General features: G+C 66.4%; 26 protein-coding genes. 13 read left to right on the top strand and 13 right to left on the bottom strand.

The window, feature by feature from the left end; translation table 11 throughout:
• Positions 1–69 precede the first annotated feature (69 nt).
• The gene (locus ACE3P0_RS06770; RefSeq protein WP_374401162.1) at positions 70–2,538 is read right to left on the bottom strand and encodes a mechanosensitive ion channel domain-containing protein; all 2,469 of its coding nucleotides are present in this window, start codon (positions 2,536–2,538) and stop codon (positions 70–72) included.
• Positions 2,539–2,659: 121 nt separating this feature from the next.
• On the opposite strand from ACE3P0_RS06770, the gene ACE3P0_RS06765 reads away from it, so the two are divergent.
• Positions 2,660–3,661 (top strand): DUF4105 domain-containing protein, encoded by a 1,002-nt coding sequence (locus tag ACE3P0_RS06765; protein WP_374401160.1) that lies wholly within the window; start codon positions 2,660–2,662, stop codon positions 3,659–3,661.
• A 72-nt stretch (positions 3,662–3,733) separates the two neighbouring features.
• A complete protein-coding gene (locus tag ACE3P0_RS06760; protein ID WP_374401158.1) occupies positions 3,734–4,171 on the top strand; it encodes a MaoC family dehydratase in 438 nt (145 codons plus the stop codon).
• A 62-nt stretch (positions 4,172–4,233) separates the two neighbouring features.
• Here the strand turns inward: ACE3P0_RS06760 and ACE3P0_RS06755 are convergent, their stop codons facing one another.
• Together ACE3P0_RS06755 and ACE3P0_RS06750 are read right to left on the bottom strand one after the other, a co-directional pair.
• A complete protein-coding gene (locus ACE3P0_RS06755; RefSeq protein WP_374401156.1) occupies positions 4,234–5,814 on the bottom strand; it encodes a diguanylate cyclase in 1,581 nt (526 codons plus the stop codon).
• Positions 5,815–5,898: 84 nt separating this feature from the next.
• On the bottom strand, positions 5,899–6,447 hold the full coding sequence (locus ACE3P0_RS06750; protein ID WP_374401154.1) for a cytochrome b: 549 nt from the start codon (positions 6,445–6,447) through the stop codon (positions 5,899–5,901).
• A 181-nt stretch (positions 6,448–6,628) separates the two neighbouring features.
• On the opposite strand from ACE3P0_RS06750, the gene ACE3P0_RS06745 reads away from it, so the two are divergent.
• A complete protein-coding gene (locus ACE3P0_RS06745) occupies positions 6,629–7,216 on the top strand; it encodes an ACP phosphodiesterase (protein WP_374401152.1) in 588 nt (195 codons plus the stop codon).
• Between the two features lie 89 nt (positions 7,217–7,305).
• Positions 7,306–7,743, top strand: coding sequence for a pullulanase-associated domain-containing protein (locus tag ACE3P0_RS06740; protein WP_374401150.1), 438 nt, complete (start codon positions 7,306–7,308; stop codon positions 7,741–7,743).
• A 52-nt stretch (positions 7,744–7,795) separates the two neighbouring features.
• Here ACE3P0_RS06740 and ACE3P0_RS06735 read toward each other — a convergent pair whose 3' ends face one another.
• Entirely contained in the window at positions 7,796–9,049 is a 1,254-nt protein-coding gene (locus tag ACE3P0_RS06735; protein ID WP_374401148.1) for a DUF1615 domain-containing protein, read from the bottom strand.
• Between the two features lie 66 nt (positions 9,050–9,115).
• Between ACE3P0_RS06735 and ACE3P0_RS06730 the strand changes: the two genes are divergently transcribed.
• Both ACE3P0_RS06730 and ACE3P0_RS06725 read left to right on the top strand, forming a co-directional pair.
• Positions 9,116–9,334 (top strand): RNA-binding S4 domain-containing protein, encoded by a 219-nt coding sequence (locus tag ACE3P0_RS06730; protein ID WP_374401146.1) that lies wholly within the window; start codon positions 9,116–9,118, stop codon positions 9,332–9,334.
• Positions 9,331–9,648: a DUF3301 domain-containing protein gene (locus ACE3P0_RS06725; RefSeq protein ID WP_374401144.1), complete on the top strand. Its 318-nt coding sequence runs from the start codon at positions 9,331–9,333 to the stop codon at positions 9,646–9,648. The genes ACE3P0_RS06730 and ACE3P0_RS06725 overlap by 4 nt, the downstream gene beginning before the upstream one ends.
• An 18-nt stretch (positions 9,649–9,666) precedes the next feature.
• Here the strand turns inward: ACE3P0_RS06725 and ACE3P0_RS06720 are convergent, their stop codons facing one another.
• Positions 9,667–10,083, bottom strand: a complete 417-nt coding sequence (locus tag ACE3P0_RS06720) for a hypothetical protein (RefSeq protein ID WP_374401142.1) — start codon at positions 10,081–10,083, stop codon at positions 9,667–9,669.
• 298 nt (positions 10,084–10,381) lie between these two features.
• On the opposite strand from ACE3P0_RS06720, the gene ACE3P0_RS06715 reads away from it, so the two are divergent.
• From ACE3P0_RS06715 to ACE3P0_RS06705, 3 genes are read left to right on the top strand one after another with little or no spacing between them, the layout of a single operon-like run.
• The gene (locus ACE3P0_RS06715; protein WP_374401141.1) at positions 10,382–11,320 is read left to right on the top strand and encodes an isoaspartyl peptidase/L-asparaginase family protein; all 939 of its coding nucleotides are present in this window, start codon (positions 10,382–10,384) and stop codon (positions 11,318–11,320) included.
• The gene (locus tag ACE3P0_RS06710) at positions 11,317–11,724 is read left to right on the top strand and encodes a VanZ family protein (RefSeq protein WP_374401139.1); all 408 of its coding nucleotides are present in this window, start codon (positions 11,317–11,319) and stop codon (positions 11,722–11,724) included. Before ACE3P0_RS06715 ends, ACE3P0_RS06710 begins: the two co-directional genes overlap by 4 nt.
• A complete protein-coding gene (locus ACE3P0_RS06705; protein WP_374401137.1) occupies positions 11,721–12,659 on the top strand; it encodes a DMT family transporter in 939 nt (312 codons plus the stop codon). The genes ACE3P0_RS06710 and ACE3P0_RS06705 overlap by 4 nt, the downstream gene beginning before the upstream one ends.
• Positions 12,660–12,665: 6 nt before the next feature.
• Here the strand turns inward: ACE3P0_RS06705 and ACE3P0_RS06700 are convergent, their stop codons facing one another.
• Complete coding sequence (locus ACE3P0_RS06700) at positions 12,666–13,415, bottom strand: GGDEF domain-containing protein (protein WP_374401135.1); 750 nt, start codon at positions 13,413–13,415, stop codon at positions 12,666–12,668.
• Positions 13,416–13,543: 128 nt separating this feature from the next.
• Between ACE3P0_RS06700 and ACE3P0_RS06695 the strand changes: the two genes are divergently transcribed.
• From ACE3P0_RS06695 to ACE3P0_RS06685, 3 genes are all read left to right on the top strand, one after another.
• On the top strand, positions 13,544–13,939 hold the full coding sequence (locus ACE3P0_RS06695; protein ID WP_374401133.1) for an S-adenosylmethionine decarboxylase family protein: 396 nt from the start codon (positions 13,544–13,546) through the stop codon (positions 13,937–13,939).
• Between the two features lie 172 nt (positions 13,940–14,111).
• Positions 14,112–15,452, top strand: a complete 1,341-nt coding sequence (locus ACE3P0_RS06690) for a DUF1996 domain-containing protein (RefSeq protein ID WP_374401131.1) — start codon at positions 14,112–14,114, stop codon at positions 15,450–15,452.
• A 163-nt stretch (positions 15,453–15,615) separates the two neighbouring features.
• Positions 15,616–15,786, top strand: coding sequence for a hypothetical protein (locus ACE3P0_RS06685; protein WP_374401130.1), 171 nt, complete (start codon positions 15,616–15,618; stop codon positions 15,784–15,786).
• A 78-nt stretch (positions 15,787–15,864) separates the two neighbouring features.
• Here the strand turns inward: ACE3P0_RS06685 and ACE3P0_RS06680 are convergent, their stop codons facing one another.
• The 3 genes from ACE3P0_RS06680 to ACE3P0_RS06670 all read right to left on the bottom strand — a co-directional run bounded on the left by ACE3P0_RS06680 (position 15,865) and on the right by ACE3P0_RS06670 (position 17,559).
• On the bottom strand, positions 15,865–16,506 hold the full coding sequence (locus ACE3P0_RS06680; RefSeq protein ID WP_374401128.1) for a cytochrome c: 642 nt from the start codon (positions 16,504–16,506) through the stop codon (positions 15,865–15,867).
• A 71-nt stretch (positions 16,507–16,577) separates the two neighbouring features.
• Positions 16,578–17,033 carry a hypothetical protein gene (locus ACE3P0_RS06675; RefSeq protein ID WP_374401126.1) on the bottom strand — a complete coding sequence of 152 codons (456 nt, stop codon included), beginning with the start codon at positions 17,031–17,033 and terminating at the stop codon, positions 16,578–16,580.
• Between the two features lie 103 nt (positions 17,034–17,136).
• A complete protein-coding gene (locus ACE3P0_RS06670; RefSeq protein WP_374401124.1) occupies positions 17,137–17,559 on the bottom strand; it encodes a winged helix-turn-helix transcriptional regulator in 423 nt (140 codons plus the stop codon).
• A gap of 89 nt (positions 17,560–17,648) precedes the next feature.
• On the opposite strand from ACE3P0_RS06670, the gene ACE3P0_RS06665 reads away from it, so the two are divergent.
• Positions 17,649–18,503 (top strand): SDR family oxidoreductase, encoded by an 855-nt coding sequence (locus ACE3P0_RS06665; RefSeq protein WP_374401122.1) that lies wholly within the window; start codon positions 17,649–17,651, stop codon positions 18,501–18,503.
• 166 nt (positions 18,504–18,669) lie between these two features.
• Here ACE3P0_RS06665 and ACE3P0_RS06660 read toward each other — a convergent pair whose 3' ends face one another.
• The 4 genes from ACE3P0_RS06660 to ACE3P0_RS06645 form a co-directional block, all read right to left on the bottom strand.
• Positions 18,670–19,479, bottom strand: a complete 810-nt coding sequence (locus ACE3P0_RS06660) for a PEP-CTERM sorting domain-containing protein (protein WP_374401120.1) — start codon at positions 19,477–19,479, stop codon at positions 18,670–18,672.
• Between the two features lie 368 nt (positions 19,480–19,847).
• Positions 19,848–21,977, bottom strand: coding sequence for a DEAD/DEAH box helicase (locus tag ACE3P0_RS06655; protein WP_374401118.1), 2,130 nt, complete (start codon positions 21,975–21,977; stop codon positions 19,848–19,850).
• Positions 21,978–22,086: 109 nt separating this feature from the next.
• Positions 22,087–23,223 (bottom strand): FRG domain-containing protein, encoded by a 1,137-nt coding sequence (locus ACE3P0_RS06650; protein WP_374401116.1) that lies wholly within the window; start codon positions 23,221–23,223, stop codon positions 22,087–22,089.
• Between the two features lie 101 nt (positions 23,224–23,324).
• Positions 23,325–25,313: an OPT family oligopeptide transporter gene (locus ACE3P0_RS06645; protein ID WP_374401114.1), complete on the bottom strand. Its 1,989-nt coding sequence runs from the start codon at positions 25,311–25,313 to the stop codon at positions 23,325–23,327.
• Positions 25,314–25,335: the final 22 nt, after the last annotated feature.

Raw genomic sequence — 25,335 nt, 5'->3', positions numbered from 1 at the left:
GCGACAAAGGCATTCTGCGGTGCTGCGCGCCGCCCTGTCACGGTAGCTGTTGGGGCGGCTTGAGGCGAGTCAATTTGTCGCAGGGCGCACGTTTGATGCGCCGTCGAGCAGGCGGACTTCGAGCGGGCGCGAGGTGTCGAGGTGGATGTCGCGCTGCGGGAAGGCGATCGCGATGCCGGCTTCGGCGAAAGCCTTGTCGATCATGAAGCGCACGTCGCTGGTGACGATCCGCCCGGCGGTTCCGGCGTCCAGATCAAGCCAGAAGTAGAGGCCGAAGTTCAGCGCGTCGGCGCCGAAGTCCTCGAACAGCACCTCGGGTTCCGGCTCCTTCAGGATCTTGCCGTGGCGGTGCGCCACGTCCAGCAGCAGTTCGGCCACGCGGCGCACGGGCGAACCGTAGGCCACGCCGATCTTCACGGCGAAGCGCACCTTGCCGGAGGTGTAGGTCCAGTTGGTGACTTCCTGCTCGATGAAGCTGGCGTTCGGTACCAGCGTTTCGATGCCGTCGATGTTGCGGATCGTGCTGGCGCGCACGCCGATGTCGGTGACGGTGCCGCGTTTGCCCGCCACTTCCACCGTGTCGCCCAGCTTGAAGGGGCGCTCGACCAGCAGCATCAGCCCGCTCATCAGGTTCTTCAGCAGCGTCTGCATGCCGAAGCCGGCGCCGATCGCGATCGCACCGCCGAGGAAGGCAAATACCGTGAGCGGAATACGCACGATCGCAAGGCTGATCAGGAACAGCACCACGAACACGCCGGAGAGCAGCCAGTTGCTGGCGGTGTTGAGCGTTTGCAGCGGAATGTCGAAGCGGACATGGATGCGCTGGTTGATGATGCGGGCCAGCCGGCGCGCGAGCCAGAAGCCGGCAAACAGCGTGATCAGCGCGATCAGCAACTTGCCGACGGTGACGCCGCGCTTGGTGGGGATCGTCTGGCCGTCCACCACGGCGGTGTCATCGACTGTGGTGAATTCGTACGACCACACCGCGCTGACGATGTCGGTCACTTCCTTGCGGATCGCGTTGACGCGCGCCTGCGCGCTGCGGTCGGCGGACTGGCGGTCGAACTCTTCGCTCCAGCGGCTCGCCATCAGATGCAGTTGCCCGACTTCCGACAGGCCGCGCAGGTCGAGTTGCACCCGTTCCTGCATGGTTTCGATCGCGCTGCGGATCAGGGCCGCTTCGTCCGGCGTGGCGCCGACAAGGCGATCCTGGATCACCGAGATCTGGTCCAGCGTCAGCTGCAGTTCATGGCGCAAGGTCTTGCTCGGTTCGTCGATGCGCTCGGTCAGCTCGCGCACCCCCTTGCGCAGCGCCTCCATCGTGGCGGGCGTGGCGCCCGGCTGGGCGGCGGCGTAGCGCAGCTCCCAGAACGTGCGCTGGAAGTTCTGCGAATCGATCAGCCGCGTCAGCACGTCGACCTTGTCGCCCGCCGTCGCGACCCTGACCTGTTCGAGTTCGAGCAGGCGCTGAGCGAGTATCAGCGTGTCTTTCTGCTGTGCGAGCTGGGTCTCCAGCGTCTCGATGCTGGGCGCGTGGTCGCGCTTGCCCTTGGTGCCGACCTGTTCGGCCACGTCTTGCGGTGCGCTGCGAGCCGCCTCCAGTGCGGTGGTGGCGGCTTCGACACCGGCCTGGCGTGCGTCGCGCTGCTGCCGGCGCTGAGCCAGCGCCTTGTCGCGCGCGGCAGCCTCGCTGCGTGCGTTGGCCAGCTCGGTTTCCAGCGCGGCGCGGCGCTCTGCCAGGCGTGCAAGCAAGGCCTCGCGGTCGGCGGCGTTGAAGCGGATCTTGTTTTCCGTGAGGGCAACGCGCGCTTCGACTTCGCGGAATACAGTGTTGGCCTGCGCGAGTTCATCGGCCAGCACTGCCTCCTGTTGCTGAAGGGCGCGCAGCGTCGCGCCGGCGCTGTGTGCGCGCAGCGTGGCCAGTTGCCACAGCCAGCGCAGCCGCGCGGCGCGCGCCGGCTCGCGGTTCTTCTCCAGCGCTTCGACGCTCTGGCGGGTTGTCAGCTCGGCCGCCTTGTTGTCGTTGGCCGCGTTCTCGCGTTCCTTCGCAACCAGCCGCTGCTGCGCTTCGATGGAATCGATCGATAGCGCGATGGTTTGCAGCTGTTGCCGCAGGCGGTCCACCAGCACCACCGAATAGGGGGGCTCACCGAGTGGTTCGAATTCTCCGAGCGCGTCTGACCCACTCATGACCTCGGCACGAGCACGCACCGCCGCGGCGCGGCGAACCATGTCGAGCTGCAGCGCGTAGGCCGACACCTGTGTCTGCAACTGGAAGCGCCGCGCGGCGATTTCTTCCGCTGGCGTGCCCGGCGGCGCGGCGTCGTCCTCGTCCGTCGGGTTGTCGGCGCGTGCCAGCGCGGCTTGTGCCGCTTTCAGGCGGGCTTCGATGGAAGCCGGGTCGACTGCGCCCGCTGGCGCCGGTGCCGCGGGCGCAGCGCTCGCAGGCTTGAAGAGCGTGGCGAGGCCGGACGAGGGCGCAGCGAATGCCTGCGTCGCGAGCAGCGCGAAGGCTGCCAGCAGTGCGCGTGAGTACATGCGTGTCCTTGATCGGGTTTGGCTCGCATTGTGGGCAAGCGGCTGCGGCTTGTCATGACGTAGTGCAGACAAGTGCTCGCCAAGCGGCTAACCTCGCCGCGTTCCCCTCCGGAGATTCTGCATGCGCCCGATCGCACGCTTCCTGCTCGGCCTGGTGGCCGTTCTCGTCAGCCTGTGGGCCGTCGCTGCCCTGTGGATTGACGGCCCCACGTCGCGCCCGCTGGCCGCCGGGCTCTGCGGCCTGTACGCCGGTGGCGTGATCGCGCTGTTGCTGCGGATACGCCCCTTCCGCCGCGGCGCGCTGGCCGCGATCATCGCGTTTGCGGTGGTGCTGACGTGGTGGTTGGCGATTCCGGCGAGCAATCAGCGCGACTGGCTGCCCGACGTGGCGAACCCTCCCACCGCGACGATCGAAGGCAACATCCTCACTGTGCGCAATGTGCGCAACTTTGCCTATCGCAGCAGCGATACGGACTTCGAGCCGCACTGGGAGACCCGCCGCTACGATCTGACGAAGCTGCGCGGGCTGGATCTGGCCATCAGCTTCTGGGGCCCGACACAGTACGGCCACACGATCATGGTGTGGGAGTTCGATGACGCGCCGCCACTCGCGGTGTCGATCGAGACACGCAAGGAAAAGGGCGAGGCGTATTCCGCCGTGCTCGGCTTCTTCCGCCAGTTCGAGTTGTACTACGTCGTCGCCGACGAGCGCGATGTGCTTGGTGTGCGTACCAATCACCGCAACGAGCAGATCCGCCTGTACCGGCTCGGCACCTCGCCGGCCGCCGCGCGCGCGCTGCTGGAAGGCTATGTCGAGGAATTCAACGCACTGGCCGCGTACCCCGCCTGGTACAACGCGCTGACCGGCAACTGTACGACGGTGATCTTCAAGAACGTCAAGCATGTGTTCGGAATCAGCAAACTGACCGACTGGCGCATTCTCGCCAACGGGCATCTCGATGAACTCGCTTACGAAGAGAAGGTGATCAACACCACGATGCCGCTGGCCGAACTACGCCAGCGCAGCGACATCACGGCACGCGCGCGCGAGGCCGGTGCAGCACCCGACTTTTCGCAGCGCATCCGCGTCGGCCTGCCCGCGCGACCCGCGCCATTGCCTTGATCTGCAGCGACGCGTTGTCACGCATACCTGCGCACAATCCAGAATCCGAATCCCATCAAGCCGGAGTTCCGCATGAGTGCCACCCCGTCCGCCCCGCGTTACCTCGACGAGATCGCCGTCGGTGAATCTGCCAGCCTTAGCAAGACTTTCACCGACGCCGACGTGCGCGCCTTTGCGGAGGTGTCCACCGATACCAACCCGGTGCACCTCGACGCCGACTACGCTGCCACACCGCAAGTCGGCGCCCGCATCGTGCACGGCATGCTGACGGCGAGCCTGATCTCCGCGCTGCTCGGTAACCATCTGCCGGGGCCCGGCACGGTGTATCTGGGCCAGTCGCTGCGTTTCCGGCGCCCAGTGAAGCTGGGCGATACCGTGACCGCTAGTGTCACGGTGAAGTCGGTTGACCGCGACAAGAACCGCATCGAGCTTGATTGCGTGTGCAGCGTGGGCGGCAAGCCGGTGCTGCAGGGCGATGCGCTGGTGATGGCGCCGGTGCGGCCGGCCTGATCATCGCTTGAGGGCTGGCCCAAGAATCGGGCGCCGCCTGCGCGGCGGCGCCGTGCAAGGTGTCAGTCCGGGATGCTGCGCTCGGCCAGCGTGCAGCGGTTGCGGCCGGCGCGTTTGGAGGCGTAGAGCGCGTCGTCCGCAGCGACCATCAGTTCCATCATTGTCGCGTAGGCCGGGAAGTGGGCGATGCCGGCGCTGAAGGTGGCCGCGAAGAGGCCCTGATCGGTCTGATGGAAGATGCCGCTGAAGCCGCGCCGCAGCGCTTCCACGCGTTCCAGTGCGTCTTCCGGCGTGCTGTCGAACAGCACCACGACGAACTCTTCACCGCCGTAGCGACCGACCACGTCCGAGCGCCGCATGCGCAGTCGCAGGTAGCGCGCGAGTGACTTGATCACCTTGTCGCCGGTGGTGTGGCCGTAGGTGTCATTCACCTGCTTGAAGTGGTCGATGTCGAGAATCGCGTAGCTCACCGGCACACCCTGCCGGTCGGCCAGCAGCAGGGTTTGCTGCAGCAGCGTCTTGGTCTTCACATGGTTGTAGAGGCCGGTCAGGCTGTCTTCAACCATCAGGCGGCGCAGGCCGCGGTAGCGCTCGGCCTTGCTCACCACCGCGTTCACCAGCTGCGCGGCCGAGATCGGCTTGGTCAGGAAGTCGTCACCGCCCTGACGCATCGCCTCCTGCTGGATCGATTCGCTCGTCTCGCTGGTCAGGAAGGCGATCGGGATCGATTCGAAGGACTTGTTCTGGCGGATGATGCGTGCCACCTCAAGGCCGGTACAACCGTCCATGTGGAAGTCCAGCAACAGCACGTCCGGCGCGAAATCCATCAGGGTTTCGAGGATGCGCGAGGGCTCGCGCAGGCCGCGCACATGGATGTTGGGGAACTGGCCGAGGATGCGTTCGACGGTGGCGAGCACGGTCGGCGAATCGTCGAGGGTAAGCACCCGGTAGGGCTCGTCCTTGTACTCGAAGGCCAGCGGGTCGACGGCATCGACCAGCGTGGTGACCGACAGCGGCGCGACGAAGAAACCCTGTGCGTCATGACGCACCGCTTGCAGCCGGATGTTGAAACTGCCCTCGGGCGACAGTGCGAACCACTTCAGGTTGCAGCGGTTCATCTCGCCGACGACGGCCGTGGTTTCGGCATCGAGATCGCCAGTGAGCTCGGCGATGACGGCCACGGCGCGGTTCATTGCCGCGTAGCGCACGCCGTGCCGGTACTGGTTGAACACCTTGAAGCTGTAGCCGTAGTGCTCCATCTGCTGCGCGAGGTCGCCATGCGCCTGAACATCGTGCGCGAGCATCACGACCAGCGGCAGGTTGTCCTCGCCCGGTACCCGCTCCGGCTGGCGGGCCCGATCGGCCAGTGCCGAGCGCACGGCCGCAAATACGCCGGGCAGCAACTGATCAACACGCGCCTTCTCCGCATCCCCCGGGCTGCGCAGCGCGCCGAGCAGATCCATCAGCGGTGCCATCGCCGATTCGACCGCCGCCAGCTCCCCCGCATGTGCGAGCTGCGTCAGCCGCTCGCACTGCGTCGCGAAGGCGTGCCAGCGCGCCATGTCGTGGCTTGCCTGCCACACGGGGCGCCAGGCCTGAACCAAAGCATTCCAGGCCGAATGCAGTTCGACGCGGTTGATCATGTCGGGGGGAGTTTGCGCGTAATTCGTAACAAAGGGACTTTACGGCATCTGCGCGCAAATCCTTTGGCCGAAATGCACGGGCTTTCAGCCTTTTCCCGGCAGCATGCGTGTCAGGGTGTCGTCGCGCTGAACGCGGTGATGCACCACGGCCGCGGCGACATGGGCGACGATCAGCGCGATCATGGCGTTGCCCAGCAGTTCGTGCAGCTCATGCAGGTTCTCGCGCAGGCCGGCATCCGGCGCGATCAGCGCAGGCAGGCTCAAGCCCAGCAGCGTCAGACTGTCACCGTGTGCCTGCTTCATCAGCACACCACTGATCGGCAACGCAATCAGCACCGCGTAGAAGACGAAATGCATCAGATGCGCGAGGCCGTCCTGCCACGCGGGCGGTGCGGGTGTGATGCGCGGCAAGGGCTGTGTGAAGCGCCATACGATGCGCGGCACCGTCAGCAGCAGGATCAAGGCCCCGGCCTGCATGTGCAGCAGGCCGAGCAAGGCGCGCGTATCACTGCCCTTTTCGAACCAGCCCTTGGTTTCGATCAGCGCGATGGCGCCGATCACCAGCAGCGCACTCCACCAATGCAATGCGCGGGCCACCGGCCCGAACTGCCGTTCCGTATTCCCCAGTCCCATCATCCCTCTCCCCCGGTTCGCCGCTGCGATGGCGGTAGCGCCCGCAGCGCGTCCGGCCACGCTAACCAGCTGCGCGCATGCATGCCTTGACCTGTAACAACCCGCATCTGCTCAGGCAGGGTTTGCGCAAACCTCTCGACCGCGCGCACGCTCGCGTGATGTCCCCGCTTCCGAGCTTCTTGTGAACTACCTCGCACACGCTTGGCTTGCCGGCGAAAGCGCGGCCGACCGCATCGGCGGGCTCGCCGGCGACTTCGTCAAAGGGCCCTTGCCCGGTGCGCTGCCGCCGGATCTGGCTGCCGGCGTTGCCTTGCACCGTGCGATCGACGTGTGGGCCGAAGCGCACCCGGCGTTTCGCGCCAGTCGGGCGCGGGTCAGCGCCGAGCGGCGCCGCTACGCCGGCATTCTGGTCGATTTGTTCTACGACCATTTCCTCGCTCGGCACTGGGCGCGCCTGCATCCGCAGCCGCTGCCCCACTTCACGGCACGGCTCTACGACGAGGCGCTCGGTCGCGCAGCCGAGCTGCCGCCGGACTTCGCGCTGGTACTGTCACGCATGCGTGACCAGGACTGGCTCGCGTCCTACCGTGAACCGGCGAACGTCGGCATGGCGCTGGACGGCATGAGCCGGCGGCGTGCGCGCCAGCCGAACCCGCTCGCCGGAGCGATCGTCGAGCTGCATGCGGCCTACGACGAGTTCGAGGCCGACAGCCTTGCATTCCTGCCGGATGCTTTGCAATTTGTTGTCAGCCGCCGCCACAAGGCTTGATCGAAACCCGTCCGGGCAACTACGATCAAGAACCGGGACATACTCCCCTGCGAAAATTTCCCAGATCGACCAACCGGACTCCGGACAGCATGAAAAAGACCATGATTTCGCTGCTTGCCGTCGCGCTGCTTGGCACTTCGGCGGCCTTCGCTCAGGAACAGGATCCCGCCGATCTGCCGGAGAAACCCACCGGCCTGCAGCCGTGGACCCTGCGTGTTCACTACGCGCGTGACCACAAGGACTATGAGGGCTGGGGCGTGTATGCATGGAAGGGCCCGCGTAACGGTGCGCCCAAGTGGCCGGGCAACTGGCGCTTCAACCGCAAGGACGCTTACGGCGTCTACTACGATGTGGCGCTCGGCGAAGGCGCAACGATGATGGAATTCCTCATCACCGACGGCAAGGGCAACAAGAACTGCCCGAACGACCAGAAGCTTGAGCTCTCGTCGAACCTCGCCACCAAGGGTCAGGAAGTCTGGCTCCGCCAAGGCGAGTGCAAGATCTACTCGTCGCGTCCGAAGGGCTGATTGCCCGGCGCTCTGCGAAAAGCCCGCCGTATGGCGGGCTTTTTCATTTGTCTCAGCGTTGCATGCAGGTTTGCCAACGACCTTCCACCCGCCGCGCGAACCACTCTGTCGTGAGCTTGCGCGTGATCTTTGGGCTTTGAAGCTGGATTTGCGGCAGCACCTCGCGCGGCACCGCCCGGCCCGCTGCGCGATCCGCCTGGGCCATTACGCGCAGCCACAACGGAGTTTGCATGAAGGCTGCCGTTTTCTCCTGCAGCAAGTCGCGCCTGATTTCACCGGGCGTCATGCTCAGTTTGGTACTCATCGCGAGCAGCCCGGCTTCGGTGCTGCTTTGATCGGCCAGCGGCTTGCCGTCGCGATAGCGCAGCAGATCGCCGTCCAGCGCGAGCTTTCGCCCCGACAGCCGCGCCACCGCTGCCTGGAAGGCCGCGTTGCGCGAGGCGTAGCGGCCCGCGTTGAAATCGGCGAAGCGATACAGCGGCGATGGATAGCTTGCCGGATAGTCGAGCAGGTTCGCGATACCGAAGTAGACGCCACCGCGTCGCGTGAAGACCTCGTCTCGCACTGTGCCGTGGCGCGCATACGGGTAGCGATGGGTCTGCAGGTATTCCTCGGCAAAGCTGACCGAAACCTGCATCGGCCCACCGGTACGAATCGGGTTCTTGTTGCCGAGCGCTTTGGCGAAGTCCGGCAGCTCGGCGACCATTTCGTTGAACAAGCCATTCATCTCGCGCTCTGTCCGCAGGGCATCGATCCGTTTGCCGTAGCTGCGGCCGTCGCGTGAGGGCTTCAGCAAGGCCATGTCGACCACCAGTGGCGGCACGAGATAGGCGGCGGCCTTGCGGTACAGCTCTTCGCGCACGATGTGACCCAAGCCAGGCACGGGCGGGTCTGCAACGAAGCTCGATTCCTGCTCGATCACCGCGATGGCGGCGCAGAACTGCGCCTGTGTTGGTGCGAGCTGCTGTGCCGCGAACGCGCGGAAGATGTCTTCCGCCCAGCCGTTGCGGTCGGCTGCCTTGGGCGGAATCAGCCGCAGCAGTTGCGCAACCCCTTCCCGTTCGGGGGGATACGCCGGGCGTGGTGGCTGTTGCGGCAGGGCTGGCAACGTCGGGGCGGGCGGTCGGCTGCCGTCCGCCGGCGGCACCGCGGCGCCGGGTAGCGCGCCTGCTTGCTGCGCGGCGGGCGCTTCGATGGGCGGGCTGTCAGGCGGCAGACCTTGCGGTGCCGTGACGCACGCGGTCAACAGCAAAGCAGGAATCAGGGTGTGAAGGGCGGGGCGAATCATCTTGGCGCGGCGATACATCAGGCGGCCGATGATAAGGCAGCGGACGCGGTAAGCTAGGCGCTGGCCCTACTTCGTGCACCGACCATGTCCGAACACGTCTTCCCCCTCAACCGCGAGCATGTCGCACTGTGCGACCTGCTCAAGCTGCTGGCGATCGCGCAGTCCGGCGGCCATGCCAAGACCATGATTGCCGATGGCGTCGTCACCGTCGATGGCGAGGTCGAAACGCGCAAGAAGCGCAAGCTCGTCGGCGGCGAGGTCGTCCGCGCGGCGGGCGCCACGATTCGCGTGACGCGCCCATGATCGGCGGCTGGGAACTCACGGCACTGCTGTTGCTGGCGGGCCTGGTCTGGCTGTGGCTTGACAGTCTGCGCGCGCGCGACGCGGGGATCATTGCGGCCCGCCGCCAGTGCGAGCGCGAGGGCTTGCAACTGCTCGACGAAACCGTCGCGATCGCCAAGCTGCGACTTGCCCGCAACGACGACGGCCAGTTGCGCCTGCAGCGCACTTATCGTTTCGAGTATTCGGACACCGGCGACAACCGCCGCAATGGTGAGGTCACGCTGACCGGCGCCGAGGTGGTAAGCCTCTACACCGGGCCACACGTGCTGCACTGAGCAAGCGCACGCACCACATCAGCGACGGCGGCGCTGCCCCTGGCCGCCCTGCTGCATGTCGCCGCCGGGGCCGCGCATCTCACCGCCACGGCTGTTCTCCATCTCGATCCGGTCGGCAAGCAGCGGTACCGTCGCGGGCAGCATTTCATCTGCAACGCCGCGCTGGCTCTCGTCGAGCGCCCGGTAAAGCTCCCCTGCCGCAGCGCTGATCTGATCGAGCGCCGCGAGCCGGTTGCGCAAGGGCGTGATGCGGTCTTCAATGCGATGCAGCGCATCGCCCTGCGCCGAAACGGCATGCGGGCGCTGCATGTCCGTCAGCAGTGCTTGCAGACGATCGGTATAGGTGAGCCAAAAGGCTTCCTGGCGGCGATCGAGCTGCAATGCATCGTGCAGCAGCCCCAGTTGCATCGCGAGCGAATCCTGCGGCTGCTCCATCGCGCCACCGCGTTGCCCGCCGGGTCCGCCTGGGCCGCCGCGTTGCGATCGCCCTTCGCCGGTCGGTGGCCCTCGGCGGCTCTCATCCGGGCCGCATTGGGTGGCGCACGCGGTCAGCGTCGCGACAAGGACAAGGCAGGACAAGGTGGTGCGCAACATGATCGAGGCTTGAGTGGCTGAAGCCCACACCTTAGTAGCCATCCCGCTGTGAGGTGCCCCTGCGGCGGGTGGAGGTGCAAACAGATGTAAGCGCCGCGCTGCGCCTACAATTGCAAACCCCCCATCTGTCGAGTCGACGATGCGTTTTGCAATTGCGATCCACGGTGGCGCTGGCACGATCCGGCGCCGTGATCTGAGCCCTGCGGACGAGGCGGCCCTGCGTGCGAGCCTTGCCGCGGCGCTCAATGCTGGCCATGCGGTGCTGCGCCGCGGTGGTGCCGCGATCGATGCCGTCGAGGCGGCCGTCGTCGCGCTGGAAGATGACCCGCGCTTCAACGCCGGGCGTGGCGCGGTATTCAACGATGCGGGTTTCGTCGAACTCGAGGCGGCGGTGATGGATGGCCGCACCCGCGCTGCCGGATCGGTGACCGGCCTGCGGCGGGTGCGCAACCCGGTCAAGCTGGCGCGCGAGGTAATGCGCCGCACACCCCATGTCACGCTCGGCTTCGACGCAGCCGAGCGTTTTGCCGAACGCTGCGGCCTTGCCCTTGATCTGCCCAATTACTTTTACACCGAAGCGCGCTGGCAGGCCCTGCAGCAGGAGCTGACACGCATTGCGGCAGGCGGATGCGAGAGCGACGCATCTGAACAGGTACGCCATGGCACCGTCGGTGCGGTGGCGTGCGACGCAAGCGGGTGCCTTGCCGCGGCGACGTCCACCGGCGGACGCACAGCGAAGATGGCCGGCCGCGTCGGCGATACCCCGGTGATCGGCGCCGGCACCTGGGCGGATGCGCATGTTGCGGTGTCCTGCACCGGCCACGGCGAATCCTTCGTGCGCGGTGCGGTAGCCCATGAGATCTCGGCGCGCATGCGTCTCGCCGGCCAATCGCTCGCGCAGGCCACCGAGTCCGTCTTGAACGAGACGCTGACTCAGCTGGGTGGTACCGGCGGCGTCATCGCGGTAGACCGCGGTGGTCAGATCGCGATGCCGTTCAACAGCGAAGGCATGTATCGCGCCGCGGTGTGCGAGGGTGGTGCGCTGCAGGTGGCGATCTATCGCGAGGACCTGGCATGAGCCGGCCGACGCGTGCACCGCAGTTCGCCTATCCGCGCCTCTGGTGGGGCCTCGGCTGGGCCCTTGTTGCGCTGGTGATCTTCTTCTCGCTGGAACCGAAGGCCCCGGAAGTGCCGGGCGACCCCGGCAACTGGAGTGGCCACCTGCTCGCCTACGGCACGCTTGCCGGCTGGTTCACCCGCCTGCTGTACGCGCGGCGTTCGCGCCTGATTGCGCTGGCCATGCTTGTATCGATGGGCGTGGTGCTTGAGTTCCTGCAAGGCATGACCGGTTACCGCACCTACGATCCGTTCGACATGCTGGCCAACACCTGCGGCGTGTTACTGGGCTTGCTGCTGGCGCCGCCCCGCCTGCCGAATGGCTTGCCGATGCTGGAGCGCTGCGTGCGCCGCGTCGCCGGATGAAGCACGCGCTCGGCAGCGGTGTCGCGTGCGCGCTCGGCGCTGGCCTGTTGTGGGGGCTGGTTTTCGTCGCACCGCGAATGCTGCCGGACTACCCGCCGACCCTGCTTGCCTTCGGGCGCTATCTGGCTTTCGGGCTGATCGCATTGCCGCTCGCGTGGCGCGATCGCGCCGCGTTGGCGCGCCTGCGCGCGGCCGACTGGCGCATGGCGCTCGAACTCGCCTTGTCCGGCAACATCCTCTACTACCTTTGTCTTGCGAGCGCGATCCAGCTTGCCGATGCGCCGTTGCCCACGCTGATCATTGGCACCCTGCCGGTGGTGATCGCACTGCTGAGCAATGCGCGCGATGCGACGCTGCCCTGGCGCAGCCTGTTACCGGCGCTCGGCTTGATCGCGCTGGGTATCGGGCTCGTAAACCAGCAGGAGATCGCACGCCTCGCGCCGGGTGCGGGGCGGCACTATGGCCTCGGTGTGCTGTTTGCGTTGGGCGCGCTGGTCTGCTGGACCTGGTATCCGATCCGCAACGCGCGCTGGCTGAAAGCCCATGCCACGCTGGGTTCGAGCACCTGGGCGACGGCGCAGGGGCTGGCGACACTGCCGCTGGCGCTGCTTGGCTTCGTCGTTACGCTCGTACTTGCGCGGCCGGACGGCTATGCGCTGCCATGGGGCCCGCAACCCTTGCGCTACCTCGGCCTGATGCTCGCCATGGGCCTGCTTGCGTCGTGGCTGGGCACCTTGCTGTGGAATCGTGCGAGCCGCCTGCTACCCGCCGCCCTGAGTGGGCAGCTGATCGTGTTCGAAACGCTCGCGGCGTTCGCCTACGCCTTCATGTGGCGTGGCGAGTGGCCCGCGTTACCCGCCTTGCTTGGCATGGCACTGATGCTGGCGGGGGTGGTTGCCGCGGTGTGGGCGGTGCAGCGTCGGCGCGCTGCGTGAGCCCGCTCAGTGGCGGCGCTGCGCCAGTTCGGCGCGCCGCAGCAGGCTATCGAGCGCTTCGTCTTCAGGCTGCAATGCAGCGCTGCCGCTGCGTGCGCCGGCGATGATCTCGCCACCTGCCCATTGCACCGGATCGCTGGCGAGTTCGTGAGCCAGCCGGGTTGCGACCAGTTCGGCGGCGTCGGCGCCGGTTTCCGGCAGCAGGAGTGCAAAACGCGCACCTTCAAAGCGCGCCACCACGTCGAGCGTACGTGTGCTGCCGAGCGCGATGCCGGCCATGCGCCGCAGCACGGCATCGCTCGCACTGTGGCCGTGGCGCGCAACGATTGCGGCGAAGTCTTCGATCTCCAGCATCACGATCGCCAGCGGATGGCGATAACGGCGGGCGCGGTCGAACTCACGCTGCGCCATTTGAAGGAAGAAACGGCGATTGTAGGTGTGGGTGATTTCGTCGATCTGCGAGAGTCGCGCGAGCTCCGCGCGCATGCCTTCGAGGGTGTGCAACAAATGCAGGAAGGGCGCAACGCAGAGCGGGATCACGATCAGCGGCGCGAGTGCGGCGATCAGCAAGGGTGCGACGCCCGGCAGTCTCCCGACCACGACGTAAGCGGCGAGCGTCAGCGCCAATGACAGCAGCACCGCGAATGCGGTGGCAAGGAGCAGGCCGCGGCGCGGGCCCAGGTGCATCAGCGTGTCGGCAACCTGCCCCAAACCGCTTCCCCGGGCGGGCCGAGCTGTATCGTGCAGTACGTCCATACGGACTCCTGGCTGTATCGAGGCGACGAGCACCACGCTGACGGCGGAGCCCGCTGACCCTATCAGCATACTGCGATCGGGCTCGCTGCTGTGGCACCATCGCGCCAGGACCACCACAAACCGCCGCAATGCACGGACTTCATCTCACCGCCGACCTGCTCGATTGCTGCTGCGATCCGACGCTGCTGACCGATACCGGCGCGCTTGCCGCGGTCTGCCGGGCAGAAACGCAGGCGGCGGGGCTGACCGTGGTGTCGGAATTGTTCCACCGCTTCCCGGCACCCGATGACGCGCCTGCCGGCATCACCGGCGTGTTGCTGCTCGCCGAATCGCACCTTGCCGTGCACACCTGGCCGGAACTGCGTGGTGTGACGCTGGATGCCTATGTCTGCAACTACTCGGCCGACAACTCCGCGCGCGCCGAGGCCTTGATCGAGGCGCTGCTGCGACACTTCCAGCCGCTGCGCTTGTGCCGCAACCGCTTGCTGCGCGGCGCGCTGATGCAGCCGACCGATCCGGTCTGAGGCGCTTAGCGCGTCGCATGCCTCTCGCGCGCTCGTGTTGCGGCCGCGTACGCAGCCCGCTTCCTTGCCGCCTGCCTTGACAGGCGGATTGCCGCTCGTCAGCCATTTGTCATGATTCCGGGTGCGCTCGTTACACTGCGCGCCCGAATTCTGTTTGACGGAGTGCCAGGCGATGCGCAGCGAACCGCGAATCAACGTCTTCCTTGCCGGCGTGGCCGCCATCGCGCTCGCCGCGGTGCTGCTCGTTGCCTGCGGTGGTGGCAGCTCGGGCGACTCGGCCAGCCCCGCGGCGCCGGGTGGCACGACCGGAGGCGACACGCCGCCCGCCAGCGGCCAGATCCCCGCTGAACGGCCGGTTCCCAATCCGGTTGCTTCGACGACATGGTCACCCTGCAGCGCCGAGTACTTTGGCGGGTGCGAGTTCGAGGGCCTCCGCGAAATCCGCTTCGGCACCAACGGCAAGTGGGTGATCCAGCGCTACCTCAACAGCTTCCCCGGCTGGCATTGCAGCGCGGCCAACTTTGGCAGCGATCCGGCGCCGGGCGAAACGAAGCGCTGTGAAGTGTCGGATGTGATGATCACCGGCACGATTGCGGCGCCCAACGTGTGTTACGCCGGCGGCATGTGCCCGCAGATCGACCTCTCCGCCATCCCGATGGGCAGCGATGGCTATGGCGAGCTGCGGGTGCAAGCGACCACTGACAGGGGCGATCCGGCGAGCGATGGCGTCGGTGCCTTCCGCACGATCTGTGGCTTCTCGCACATGGCCTTCGACGACCCGATCGTGTTCCCGGGCAAGCCCGGCATGTCGCATCTGCACGCCTTCTTTGGCAACACCGGCACCAACGCCTATTCCACCGCGCAGTCGCTCGCCGGCAGCGGCAACTCCACCTGTGCGGGCGGCATCGCCAACCGGTCGGCGTACTGGGTGCCTGCGCTGATCGATACGGTCAGTCACAAACCGATCGTGCCGAGCGACCCGATCTGGTACTACAAGACCGGCTACGGCGGCGTGAAGGCGGCCGATGTGCGGGCGATGCCCGCCGGCCTGCGCATGATCGCGGGCGACATGAAGGCCAAGGGCGCGCAGGACGTCGCCAACTGGTCCTGCCGCAGCTCGCCGGAACACTTCGCGACCATCCCGAACTGCGCGGTGGGCGACAACGTGCAGATGTCGGTGCGCTTCCCGCAGTGCTGGGACGGCGTCAATCTCGATTCTCCCAATCACAAGAGCCACATGGCCTACCCCACCGGTAGCGGCTGCCCCGCCACCCACCCGGTCGCGCTGCCCGAAATCACGCTCAACGTGCTCTACCTCGTTCGCACCCCCGATGCACCGCTGAACTGGCGCCTGTCGTCAGACGACTTGTCGTTGCCGGCCGGGTACTCGGTGCACGCCGACTGGTTCGACGGCTGGAACCCCGAGATCCGCGATACCTGGGTCAAGCACTGCGACCAGGCCGCGGTGGATTGCCACGCCTACCTGCTCGGCGACGGTCGTACCCTCTACTGACGCACGCGCTGCAGGCTGACCGCGGTCTGGATCGGGTTTTCTGCAGTCTGTTCCGCGCCAGCGGCAGTTCATCGCAAGCCGGTCGCGGCAGGCCGGGCGGTCGTCCATCCTTCACTCAACGCAGCACCGAACGCTGCTCCCAAGTGAGAGACAGGAGACCGCCATGAACGCCCTTCGCATCCGCCCTACCCAAGCCCTCGTCGCTGCCCTGATCGCCGTCGCCGGCTTTGCTGCAACCGTGGGTGGTACGGTGATTGGATATCAACAGGTTGCCGCGCAAGCTGTTGTCGAAACGCCCGTGACGGTCGCGTCCGCTGCCACGCAGCGCGGCTGAGGGCTGCGAGTGCGACGCACCTCTAATCCCCCACGTAGTCGTGCGTCGGAGGGTCACCGTTGGTGAGCACGGACGCCGTCAGGGCGGCGGAAGCTGGGACAAATAGTCCGCCAGCGCTTCCAGATCGGTATCCGGATAAGGCTTGAGCACGCGGATCATGTCCGGATCGGAGTTGCCGCGTTCGCTGGTGCGAATGAGCTGGAGTTCGCGTAGCAGGTAGCCGTAGTGCTGGTCGGTGACGCGCGGGATGTAGTGCGCGGCGAGGCCTTCGCCGTTCGCGCCATGGCAGCGCACGCAGTCCTGGAGATACAGCGAGCGGCCGCGCTCGATCTGGGTGCCCGGCCCTTTTCCGGTCGGCCCTGCGACGGGCAGCGAGGCGAGGTAGCTGGCGACGTCGGCGATGGCCTCGAGCGTGAGTTCCGGGTCGTCTAGAAGGGGCGCCATCAGCGGGTTGTTGCGTTTGCCGCTGCGGATGTCGAGCAACTGTTTGCGGATCACCGCGGCGTGCTGACCGGCGAGCCGCGGGATGCTGCCACTGCTGCGCCCAGCGGCGTCTTTGCGGTGACAGCCCGCGCATTCTGCAAATACCGCCTTGCCGCGTTCAGGATCCCCTTTTAGCTGCAAGGCGGAGTCGAATTGCGCCGGGCTGAGCGAGACCGGCAGTTCGGCGTACGCACCGCCGGAGGCCAGCATGGCGAGTACGAAGATCACGTTGCGCATGGGGGTGAGCCTCCGATCGTTTTGGTATCGGCAGTGCAGCGCGCAGGTGCCTGTGTAGTGGCTTGCGCCGTCTATTCAGACAGGCCGAGCACGCGCCGCAGCGCGGCGGGCGTTGCGGGGTAGGTAAGCGCTGTTATACGACCGCCTTCAAGGCGCAGCACCGTGACGCTGCCGCCTTCGCGCGGCAGTTCGCCGGTTAGCGCGGCATCCCGTACCAGGCCGACCGAGTAGGAGCGTTTGCGCAGTGCTGGCAGCGCGAACATGCTGGTGACGAGTGCAGGCATTGCGCTGATATCCGCCACGTAGCGTAACTGCAGTGCCTCGATACGCTCGGCGGTGAGGCCTTCGAGGGCCTGCGTCACCAGATCGCTGGCGGCCTTGTCGGCCGCGAACAGCAGCGTACGCGTCGTGGGGGCGACATTGAATGCGTTGCCGTGCTGGTCTTCGAGACGCGGCAGCTGCAGCGTGTCGCCCACTGCCAGCGGTGCCGCGCAGGCCAGTGTGACGTGGGTAAGCAGGGCAAGCATCGTTGCCCATCGCAGGTATCGGGTCATCGCGGGTGTCGTGCGAAGCAGGGGGATGCACACCTTAGCAGCACGGCCGCGTCTCCGTGCGCGCTGCAGCCTGGACTCAGTGCGGGGCCCGCTCCGTCGACTGAGCGTCGCGCGCCTGCAGGATCGTTGCCAGATTGCCTTCAATCCAGTCCGCCAGCGCTTGCACCCGCTGCGCAACTTCCTGCCCGATCGGGGTGAGCGAGTATTCGACGTGCGGCGGCACGACCGGGTAAGCCACGCGCAGCACGAAGCCATCACGCTCCAGCCATTGCAGGGTCTGCGCCAGCATCTTCTCGCTTACGCCGCCAATCTTGCGCCGCAGGTCGCTGAAGCGGTGTGTGCCGCCCAGCAGCGCGACCAGCACCAGCACGCCCCAGCGGCTGGTTACATGCTGCAGCACTTCGCGTGAGGGACACAGTTCGGCAAAGACGTTGCCGCGCATCAGGCGTTCGGACAAGGTTTCTGCGTGCTCGGCGGCGATGGGTCGGAGATCGGTCATTACACTAACTTTCAGGTGCGTACTTACGAAAAGTAAGTTTAATCGATAGGCTGCGAACTCACCAACTTTCCGCAACAGGAGTTCGCGTCATGATCGTCGTTACCGGTGCTTCAGGCCAGCTTGGCCGCCTCGTCATCCAGTCCCTGCTCGCCCGCAACGTGCCTGCGGCGCAGATCGTCGCCGCTGTGCGCAACCCGGCTCGTGCGGCCGACCTTGCAGCGCTGGGCGTACAAGTCCGCGCAGCGGATTACACGCAGCCGGCCACGCTCGATGCCGCCTTCAGCGGCGCCGAAAAGCTGCTGCTGGTGTCGTCCAGCGAAGTGGGCCAGCGCTTCCCGCAGCACAAGAACGTGGTCGACGCCGCAAAGCGCGCCGGCGTGAAGCTGCTCGCCTACACCAGCCTGCTGCGCGCCGACAGCTCACCGCTGGGCCTGCGCGACGAGCACTTCGCGACCGAGCAGTATCTGAGCGAGTCGGGCCTGCCGCACGTGGTGCTGCGCAACGGCTGGTACACCGAAAACTACCTCGCCAGCATTCCGCCTGCGTTGCAGCACGGCGCCTACATCGGCAGTGCCGGTGAGGGGCGCATCGCCTCCGCTGCGCGCGCGGACTATGCCGATGCGGCCGCCGTGGTGCTCACGTCGCCGGATCAGGCGGGCAAGGTCTACGAACTGGCCGGCGACACCAGCTACACGCTGACCGAATTCGCCATCGAGCTGAGCCGCCAGACCGGCAAGCAGATCCCGTATGTGAACATGAGCGAGGCCGAGTTCAAGGGCGCGCTGCTCGGCGCAGGCCTGCCGGAGCCGATCGCCGCGTTGCTGGCCGATTCCGACACCGGTGCCTCGAAGGGCGGGCTGTTCGACGACTCGCACACCCTGAGCGCGCTGATCGGCCGCCCGACGACATCGCTCGCTGCGCTGATGCGGGCCGCGTTGAACTAGGGCGCTGTCAGCCGCCGGCGTCGTGGGCCGGGAGATTCGCCAGGCACACCAGACCTAGGCGGGAAGAAAAAAGAGGGCTGCAAATGCAGCCCTCTTCTCTTTTCGGTTTGCGGCGGACCCTGCCCCGCTACGCCTTGCCTTTTAGCTTGAGGCACGCCGCATTGATTCAAGCGCGCGGTTGCCGGCGAACACTCAACCCAAGCCCGGCGAACGCAATACCGAGGAGCAAGAGCGAGGCCGGTTCAGGCACCGCCAATGCCAGCCGTGCCGGTCCGCCGAAACCTTCCGTGTAGACCAATGAGAAGTCGATCAAGCCAGAAGGGCCTGCATAGGTGCAGCTTTCGATGCCGGCGCCGGCGGTGTAGTGTTGGCCCGAGCCGTCCTTGAAGCAATCCATCCAGAGCCCGCTCAGCATCAGGCTGACGCCGTCATCGTGGTCGATCTTCACGTGCCCGCCGGTTTCCATGTTGATCTTGCCGGTGATCTCGATGATCGAGCCCCAGCAACCCACCTCATTCAGGTCTGACGCGCCGCAACTCTCAGACCATAGCTCGGTGTTGGCGTCTACCGTTGCGCCGACCAGAGGATTTACAAGACCGGAGAAGGCCGCGTTCTTCACCACGCCGGGAACGAAGAAGCCCTGCACGGTATTGGGTTTGAATTCGCTGTTGTACTGGATGAGGTTGGTCTGGAAGCTCAGATCTGCCGGACTCCCAGGAACGTTTGCAGCCACGGCGTTCACGCCGTGTGTGCCCCCGATCGTAGGCCCCAAGGGATCGAGATTCACCATCCACAATTTGACGTCGGCATCCGTCGGCAGCCACGTACCCAGCAGCGGGCTGGCGCTGGCGTTCGGCGCGCAAGCGATCATTGCGGCCGCAAGCGCAATTCGTTTCAAGTTCGAGGTACCCATGAGCTTTGCTCCTTCAGGCGTTGATGTCGGTCTCTGCACCAGAAACCAAGCTCGCGAACTCAAGCGAACCCTTGCCTGTAGGCCAAAATCAGCACTCCTTCGCCTCGCTCGCGACCAACCGTTACCGAACGCATACTTCGAGCCATCTGACGCAAGCATTTGTTATCTATCGTGTATTGATAGATTGCTTCTCCAGCAGATTTGTGGTTTGGAAAGGATTTCGACACCCAGCCGATTCGGCTCATGTCACCGGCCGGGTTTGACGGCAATGCGCGGCACTGTGCTTGAATCCCGTCGGGGCCGTGGGGTGTTGTTGGCGGCATCGACCGCCTTCTGTGCACTCGTTCGTGGCGATACGGCTCGCCGCAGCCACCCCGCGGGCGCGAGGAGCGCCAGCGCGGGCAGGTCTCACCCGCGCTGGCTGAGCGACCTTAACGTGCGGGTTTCTTGGTCTTGGGTGGGCCCCAAGGCTTCTTGTCACCGCTGTAGGCGGGTTTGGCCGGACGATCGCCGAAGGGGCGCGGGCCACGATCGCCCTGCGGGCGCGGTGGGCGGTCGCCCCAGGAACGCTGACCCTGCGGGCGCTCACCGTAGGGCTTGTCGCCTTGCGGACGATCGCCCCACGGACGATCGCTCTGCGGCCTATCCCCCTGCGGGCGATCGGAGCTCGCTCGCTCGCTGAAGCTGCGTTCCCCCTGTGGCCGATCGCCGTAGGGGCGGTCGCCTTGCGGACGCGGGCGCGGCGGGCGGTCGTCGGCCCAGCGGCCTTGCGGCTTGCGGTCCTCGAAACGGCCGCGCTCGCCATCGCGTTGCCGGCCACTGTCGCCCCAACCACCGCCGCTGCGCTCATCGCGGAAATCGCGGCGCGGCGGGCGGCGCTCCATGCCCTCGTCTTCACCCTCTGCAAGGGGGCGGATCGCCAGTGCCTGGCGACGCACGCGGATCGCGCCGATCTGTGCCAGTACGTCGGCCGGCAGGTCGCGCGGCAGTTCCACCGTCGAGAAGTCCGGGAACAGGTTGATCTGGCCGATGTGGCGGCCTTCGATGCCGCCCTCGTTGGCGATCGCGCCGACGATTTCCTTTGGCATCACGCCATCGTTGCGGCCCACGTTGATGCGGTAGCGCGCCAGCGCGCCGGCCGAGAATTCACGCCGTTTGGCGAGGATCTCGTCGCGGTTCTCGCGCGTCGGGCGTTCGCGTTCCGGCCTTGCCGCGGGCTCATCCGGCCACTCGGCGGGGTCGAGCTTGAGCGGGCGCTCGCGCTGCGCGATCCAAGCCAGCGCGGCGGCGATCTCGTGCGCGGTAAGGTCCTGGTCGTCCTCCATCTGGCTTACCAGTTCGACGAAGTACTCCAGCGATTCGTTCTCGATCACCTCGGTGATCTGCAGCTTGAACTGCTCGGCGCGCTTGATCTCGACTTCGCTGCGGGTCGGCAGGCGCAGCGGTTCGATCGTTGCGCGGGTGACACGTTCGATCGTCTTCAGCATGCGGAATTCGCGCGGGCTGACGAACAGGATCGCGTTGCCGGTGCGGCCCGCGCGGCCAGTGCGGCCGATGCGGTGCACATAGGCTTCGGTGTCGTACGGGATGTCGTAGTTGATCACGTGGGTCACACGCGGCACATCGATACCGCGCGCGGCCACGTCGGTCGCCACGACGATATCGAGCTGGCCGTTCTTCAACTGCTCGATCACGCGTTCGCGCAGGCCCTGCGTCATGTCGCCGTTCAGCGCGGCGGCGGCGATGCCGCGCGCTTCGAGTTTCTGCGCCAGCTCTTCGGTGGCGATCTTGGTGCGCACGAACACGATCGCCGCATCGAAGTCCTCTTCCACTTCAAGGATGCGGGTCAGCGCGTCGAGCTTGTCCATGCCGCGCACCGTCCAGTAACGCTGGCGGATCGCTTCGACGGTGCTGGTTGCGGCGCGGATCTTCACCTCGCGCGGTTCGCGCAGGTAGGTACGCGCGACGCGGCGGATCGGTTCCGGCATCGTCGCCGAGAACAGCGCCGTCTGCCGCTCGGCCGGCGTGTGCTGCAGGATCCATTCGACGTCGTCGATGAAGCCCATGCGCAGCATCTCGTCGGCTTCGTCGAGCACCATCATGCGCAGGGAATCAAGTTCCAGGCTCTTGCGTTCAAGGTGGTCCATCACGCGGCCCGGCGTGCCAACGATCACCTGCGGGCCGCGCGACAACGCGCGCAGCTGCACCACCATGCTCTGGCCGCCGTAGATCGGCAGCACATGGAAGCCCGGCAGATGATGCGCGTACTTCTGCAAGGCTTCGGCGACCTGGATCGCCAGCTCGCGCGTCGGCGTGAGCACCAGCGCTTGCGGGCGGCGTTCGGCGATGTCGATGCGCGACAGCAGTGGCAGCGCGAAGGCGGCGGTCTTGCCGGTGCCGGTCTGCGCCTCACCGATGATGTCGTTACCTTCCAACAGCAGCGGGATACAGGCGGCCTGGATCGGCGAGGGGGTTTCGTAACCCACGTCGGCCAGCGCGCGCAGCAGCGCATCGGGCAGGCCGAGCTCGGCGAAGGTGGTCGGGGTGTCGGGTGTAGTCATGGCGGGGGCCCTGCGAGGACGGCCCGAAAACACGGGCCAACCCTGAAGTATCGCCGACGCGGCGCCGTTTGCCGAATATCTTGAGGGGGCAGATGTGTCGCTGGGCTGCTCAAGCGTCGCGCTCGTCGTCGCGCGGCGGCGTCCAGCGTTCGGCCAGCTGGCGCGACTGGTAATCCAGTTCGGGGAACAGCGCCGCCTCGGTGATGCCGATCAGCGCGAGCTCGCGCCGGATGCCGGCGCGCTTGGCGGCCGGAATGCGCAGCCACTTCAGGATGCGCGTGCGGCGCAGCGCCGCATCAATGTCGAGCAAATCGATCGGCGCGCCGATCGCGCTCGGCGATGTGGATTTGCCCTCCCAGGCCGCCGTGTCAGCGACGTAGCGCCCGCCATGCAGCGTGAAAGTGCCGGACTGATTGCGGATGCGCGCGTTCGCGCGCGGCGGGAACACCGCTACCGGCATCGACAGGCGCAGCGCGAGGCGCTCGGGGGCCGCCCAGTTTCCGTCGTCGAACAGGTTGAGCGGCTTGGCGCCGCGCGTGCTGGCGATGGGCACCGCACGCAGATCCACCGCGCGCGCCTCGCTGGCGATCTGTGAGACCGGCATCGGCGTGTCGCCGATTGCGCCGAGCAGCCGCGTGTGGCGATAGCTTTCACCGTCGATCTGCGGCGCGTGCAGGCTGCGCGCTACGCTGTCGTGCCATTCGTCGCGGTTGCGCACACGGCAAAGGGTGGCGCGGGCGACCACATCTGCATCGTTGGCGTAGAGCAGTTCGGCGCTGCGCCGGCTGGCCGAGCTGTAGTAGTTGAGCCGCCGCGCGTTGAGGATCCACAGCGCGGCGTCTTCGTCGCCGTCGTCCAGACGCGGATCACGCACCGCGAAGAACAGCGCGACGAGCAGGTTCTCGGTCCAGTCGAGCAGGCGGGTCGGCGCGAGGTAGTGCTGCATCGTGACCAGCGCGGCGAAGTCCGGCGTACCGGCCGGCACCGCGTCCGGGTTTAGCGCGCGGAAGTGCCGCGTCAGCGAAACCTCGTCCATCGGTGCACGCCCCGGTGTCGGGCGCAGCAGGCTCGGCACCAGCCGGTAGCTGGCGCGCTCATGGCCGCGGAACCACAGCCCGAAGCGGGCGTCGCCGCGCCGCGCGCTGGCTTCCGGCGCGAGCGCGTCGAGCAGCTTGCCGCGGGTCAGCGCGTCGATCGCCTGCGCGACGCTTTCGATGGTCTTCGATTCGGCAGGGGTGTCACGCATGGCGGGCGTCGGTCTGGCGCTAGGAGGCCCTGATTCTACGTGGCGTACAAACAAGAACGGCGTGCGGGTGCGCACGCCGTTCTGTCATTGTGCGGTGCGGATCAGATCAGCACGTTGATCACTGCATTGCCGATGCCAACCAGTGCGGCACCCGAGATGAGGCCGGCGCAGATCGGCTCAAGGCCATCCACCCAGATCGAGTGCGCGCGCGTGCCTGGCTTGTCGGCATTGCACCGATGCATGTACCAGAAGAGCAGCGCGCCGACGAACATCGTCAGCGACGCATCCGGCGGCAGCACCACGCCGAGGCCGATCGACACGGCGGACAGCGGGAAGCGGCCCTTCGTAACGATCTTCGCGACTTCGATCGCGATGGCGGCGAGGCAGGCGACGACCATTGCGATCACCGCCGAGGTCGGCAGTGCCGACACGCCCTTTGCGATGATCTCGGCCACGCCCTTCCACTGCAAAGCGGCCGGGAAGGCGAAGGCATCCGAAACAATCGTCGCCGTCGAGCGCACGCCTTCGGCGTTCTTCGGCAGGAAGAGCAGGAAGAACAGCGGCACGCAGGCCAGGGCGCCCGCGAAGATGCCGATGATGTGGCCGATCGCCTGCTGGCGCGGCTTGGCGCCGAGCATGTAGCCCGGTTTGATGTCCGACAGCAGGTTCGCCGCGTTGGCCGAGATTTCGGCCGTCATGCCGGCCGGCAGCAGGTTGCTGGCCGGGTTGCTGCGATCGAGCGCGCCGATCGAGAACTGCGTGATCTTGCTCATCGCGCCGATCGGGATCCACGAGGTCAGCGCCATCGAGTTGGTGCCGATGATGGTCAGCACGAAGATCAGTGGCAGCGACACCACGCTCAGCAGCCAGGGCACGCCGAAGAACTCGTGCGTGACCCAGGCGCCCAGCACCGAGAACACCGGCACACCAACGTAGGACACCCACAGCGGCAACTCGATGTCACTGAGAATGTCCGGGCCCTCGTTTGCCACCTTCTTGCGACCGGTCAGCGACTTCCATGCGCTGGTGAAGATCTCCGGCCGCGCGATCAGGCTGACCAGCGAGCCGGTTACCATCATCGCGACACCCCACCACAGCGACCACTGATTGACGATCTCGCCGCGGTTGATCGGAATGGGGGTGCCGTCGGCCGCCACGCGCGGCACGATGTCGCCGAGCTGGATCACGATCGGCGCGAGCACCGCGAAGTTGATGAAGCTGCCGAGCAGCACGCTGCTTGCCACGGCGATGCCCATCAGGCCACCGACGCCGATCAGCGAGGCATCCAGTGTGGCGCGCCAGCCCAGCTGGCGGATGTCCATGCCGAGGATCTTCGGGATCCACAGGTGGTAAGCCGTCGCGAGGTTGTAGTAGTAAGTGTCGAAGCGTTCATGGAAGACCCAGGGCTCGGTCATGCCGGCCCACTTGTCCATGCGCAGCAGCTTGAACTGGATCAGCTTCATCCAGCCGTCCGAAATCAGCATCTGATACACGCCCGCACCGGCCGCCACGATCGCCAGCAAGCGTGCCTTGAACACACCTACCGCGGCATCGCTGGTGTATAGCGAATCAAGCACCACGCCGCAGGCACGCCCCTCGGGGAAGGGCATTTGCTGGTCGTTGATGAAGTGGCGCTTGAGCGGGAAGGCGATCAGCACGCCGAGGATCGCGACGATCACCTGCCATACGACGATCTGCCAGCCGGGGATGATCTTGTCGGAGATCAGCATGTAGGCCACCAGGCTGGCGGTGAGCGGCGTGGTCATGTAGCCCGCGGCGGTCGCGATCGACTGGGTGCAGTTGTTCTCCAGGATCGTCATGTCCTTGCCATAGCCCGCGTTGCTCAGCGCACGGAACATGGCAAAGGAAAGGATCACCGAGGTGAGGCCGACGCCGAGGCCGAGGCCTGTTTTTGCGCCGATGTAGAGCATGGTGGCGGAAAGGATGCCGCCGAGCAGGAAGCCGGTGATCGCGGAGCGGATCGTGAGCTGGGCCATGTCGCCCCGATACACGTTCTTGAACCACCACTCGTCTTTTTGTGCCCGCGTCCAGGTGCGGGTCTCTTCATCGGTCAGATGTATCAGGGCCATGTGCTGTTTGAGCCGGTTGGTT

Origin of the sequence: Niveibacterium sp., assembly GCF_041909475.1 — a bacterium.
Taxonomy (GTDB): domain Bacteria; phylum Pseudomonadota; class Gammaproteobacteria; order Burkholderiales; family Rhodocyclaceae; genus Niveibacterium.
Note: the sequence above shows the minus strand (reverse complement) of the source record. Positions and strands in the feature narration are given on the sequence as shown.

Excerpts from the sequence above, each read along its gene's own strand:
- ACE3P0_RS06770 (WP_374401162.1), bottom strand. The coding sequence starts at position 2,538 with ATGTACTCACGCGCACTGCTGGCAGCCTTCGCGCTGCTCGCGACGCAG.
- ACE3P0_RS06765 (WP_374401160.1), top strand. The coding sequence starts at position 2,660 with ATGCGCCCGATCGCACGCTTCCTGCTCGGCCTGGTGGCCGTTCTCGTC.
- ACE3P0_RS06760 (WP_374401158.1), top strand. The coding sequence starts at position 3,734 with ATGAGTGCCACCCCGTCCGCCCCGCGTTACCTCGACGAGATCGCCGTC.
- ACE3P0_RS06755 (WP_374401156.1), bottom strand. The coding sequence starts at position 5,814 with ATGATCAACCGCGTCGAACTGCATTCGGCCTGGAATGCTTTGGTTCAG.
- ACE3P0_RS06750 (WP_374401154.1), bottom strand. The coding sequence starts at position 6,447 with ATGGGACTGGGGAATACGGAACGGCAGTTCGGGCCGGTGGCCCGCGCA.
- ACE3P0_RS06740 (WP_374401150.1), top strand. The coding sequence starts at position 7,306 with ATGAAAAAGACCATGATTTCGCTGCTTGCCGTCGCGCTGCTTGGCACT.
- ACE3P0_RS06735 (WP_374401148.1), bottom strand. The coding sequence starts at position 9,049 with ATGTATCGCCGCGCCAAGATGATTCGCCCCGCCCTTCACACCCTGATT.
- ACE3P0_RS06730 (WP_374401146.1), top strand. The coding sequence starts at position 9,116 with ATGTCCGAACACGTCTTCCCCCTCAACCGCGAGCATGTCGCACTGTGC.
- ACE3P0_RS06725 (WP_374401144.1), top strand. The coding sequence starts at position 9,331 with ATGATCGGCGGCTGGGAACTCACGGCACTGCTGTTGCTGGCGGGCCTG.
- ACE3P0_RS06720 (WP_374401142.1), bottom strand. The coding sequence starts at position 10,083 with ATGGAGCAGCCGCAGGATTCGCTCGCGATGCAACTGGGGCTGCTGCAC.
- ACE3P0_RS06715 (WP_374401141.1), top strand. The coding sequence starts at position 10,382 with ATGCGTTTTGCAATTGCGATCCACGGTGGCGCTGGCACGATCCGGCGC.
- ACE3P0_RS06710 (WP_374401139.1), top strand. The coding sequence starts at position 11,317 with ATGAGCCGGCCGACGCGTGCACCGCAGTTCGCCTATCCGCGCCTCTGG.
- ACE3P0_RS06705 (WP_374401137.1), top strand. The coding sequence starts at position 11,721 with ATGAAGCACGCGCTCGGCAGCGGTGTCGCGTGCGCGCTCGGCGCTGGC.
- ACE3P0_RS06700 (WP_374401135.1), bottom strand. The coding sequence starts at position 13,415 with ATGGACGTACTGCACGATACAGCTCGGCCCGCCCGGGGAAGCGGTTTG.
- ACE3P0_RS06695 (WP_374401133.1), top strand. The coding sequence starts at position 13,544 with ATGCACGGACTTCATCTCACCGCCGACCTGCTCGATTGCTGCTGCGAT.
- ACE3P0_RS06690 (WP_374401131.1), top strand. The coding sequence starts at position 14,112 with ATGCGCAGCGAACCGCGAATCAACGTCTTCCTTGCCGGCGTGGCCGCC.
- ACE3P0_RS06685 (WP_374401130.1), top strand. The coding sequence starts at position 15,616 with ATGAACGCCCTTCGCATCCGCCCTACCCAAGCCCTCGTCGCTGCCCTG.
- ACE3P0_RS06680 (WP_374401128.1), bottom strand. The coding sequence starts at position 16,506 with ATGCGCAACGTGATCTTCGTACTCGCCATGCTGGCCTCCGGCGGTGCG.
- ACE3P0_RS06675 (WP_374401126.1), bottom strand. The coding sequence starts at position 17,033 with ATGCTTGCCCTGCTTACCCACGTCACACTGGCCTGCGCGGCACCGCTG.
- ACE3P0_RS06670 (WP_374401124.1), bottom strand. The coding sequence starts at position 17,559 with ATGACCGATCTCCGACCCATCGCCGCCGAGCACGCAGAAACCTTGTCC.
- ACE3P0_RS06665 (WP_374401122.1), top strand. The coding sequence starts at position 17,649 with ATGATCGTCGTTACCGGTGCTTCAGGCCAGCTTGGCCGCCTCGTCATC.
- ACE3P0_RS06655 (WP_374401118.1), bottom strand. The coding sequence starts at position 21,977 with ATGACTACACCCGACACCCCGACCACCTTCGCCGAGCTCGGCCTGCCC.
- ACE3P0_RS06650 (WP_374401116.1), bottom strand. The coding sequence starts at position 23,223 with ATGCGTGACACCCCTGCCGAATCGAAGACCATCGAAAGCGTCGCGCAG.
- ACE3P0_RS06645 (WP_374401114.1), bottom strand. The coding sequence starts at position 25,313 with ATGGCCCTGATACATCTGACCGATGAAGAGACCCGCACCTGGACGCGG.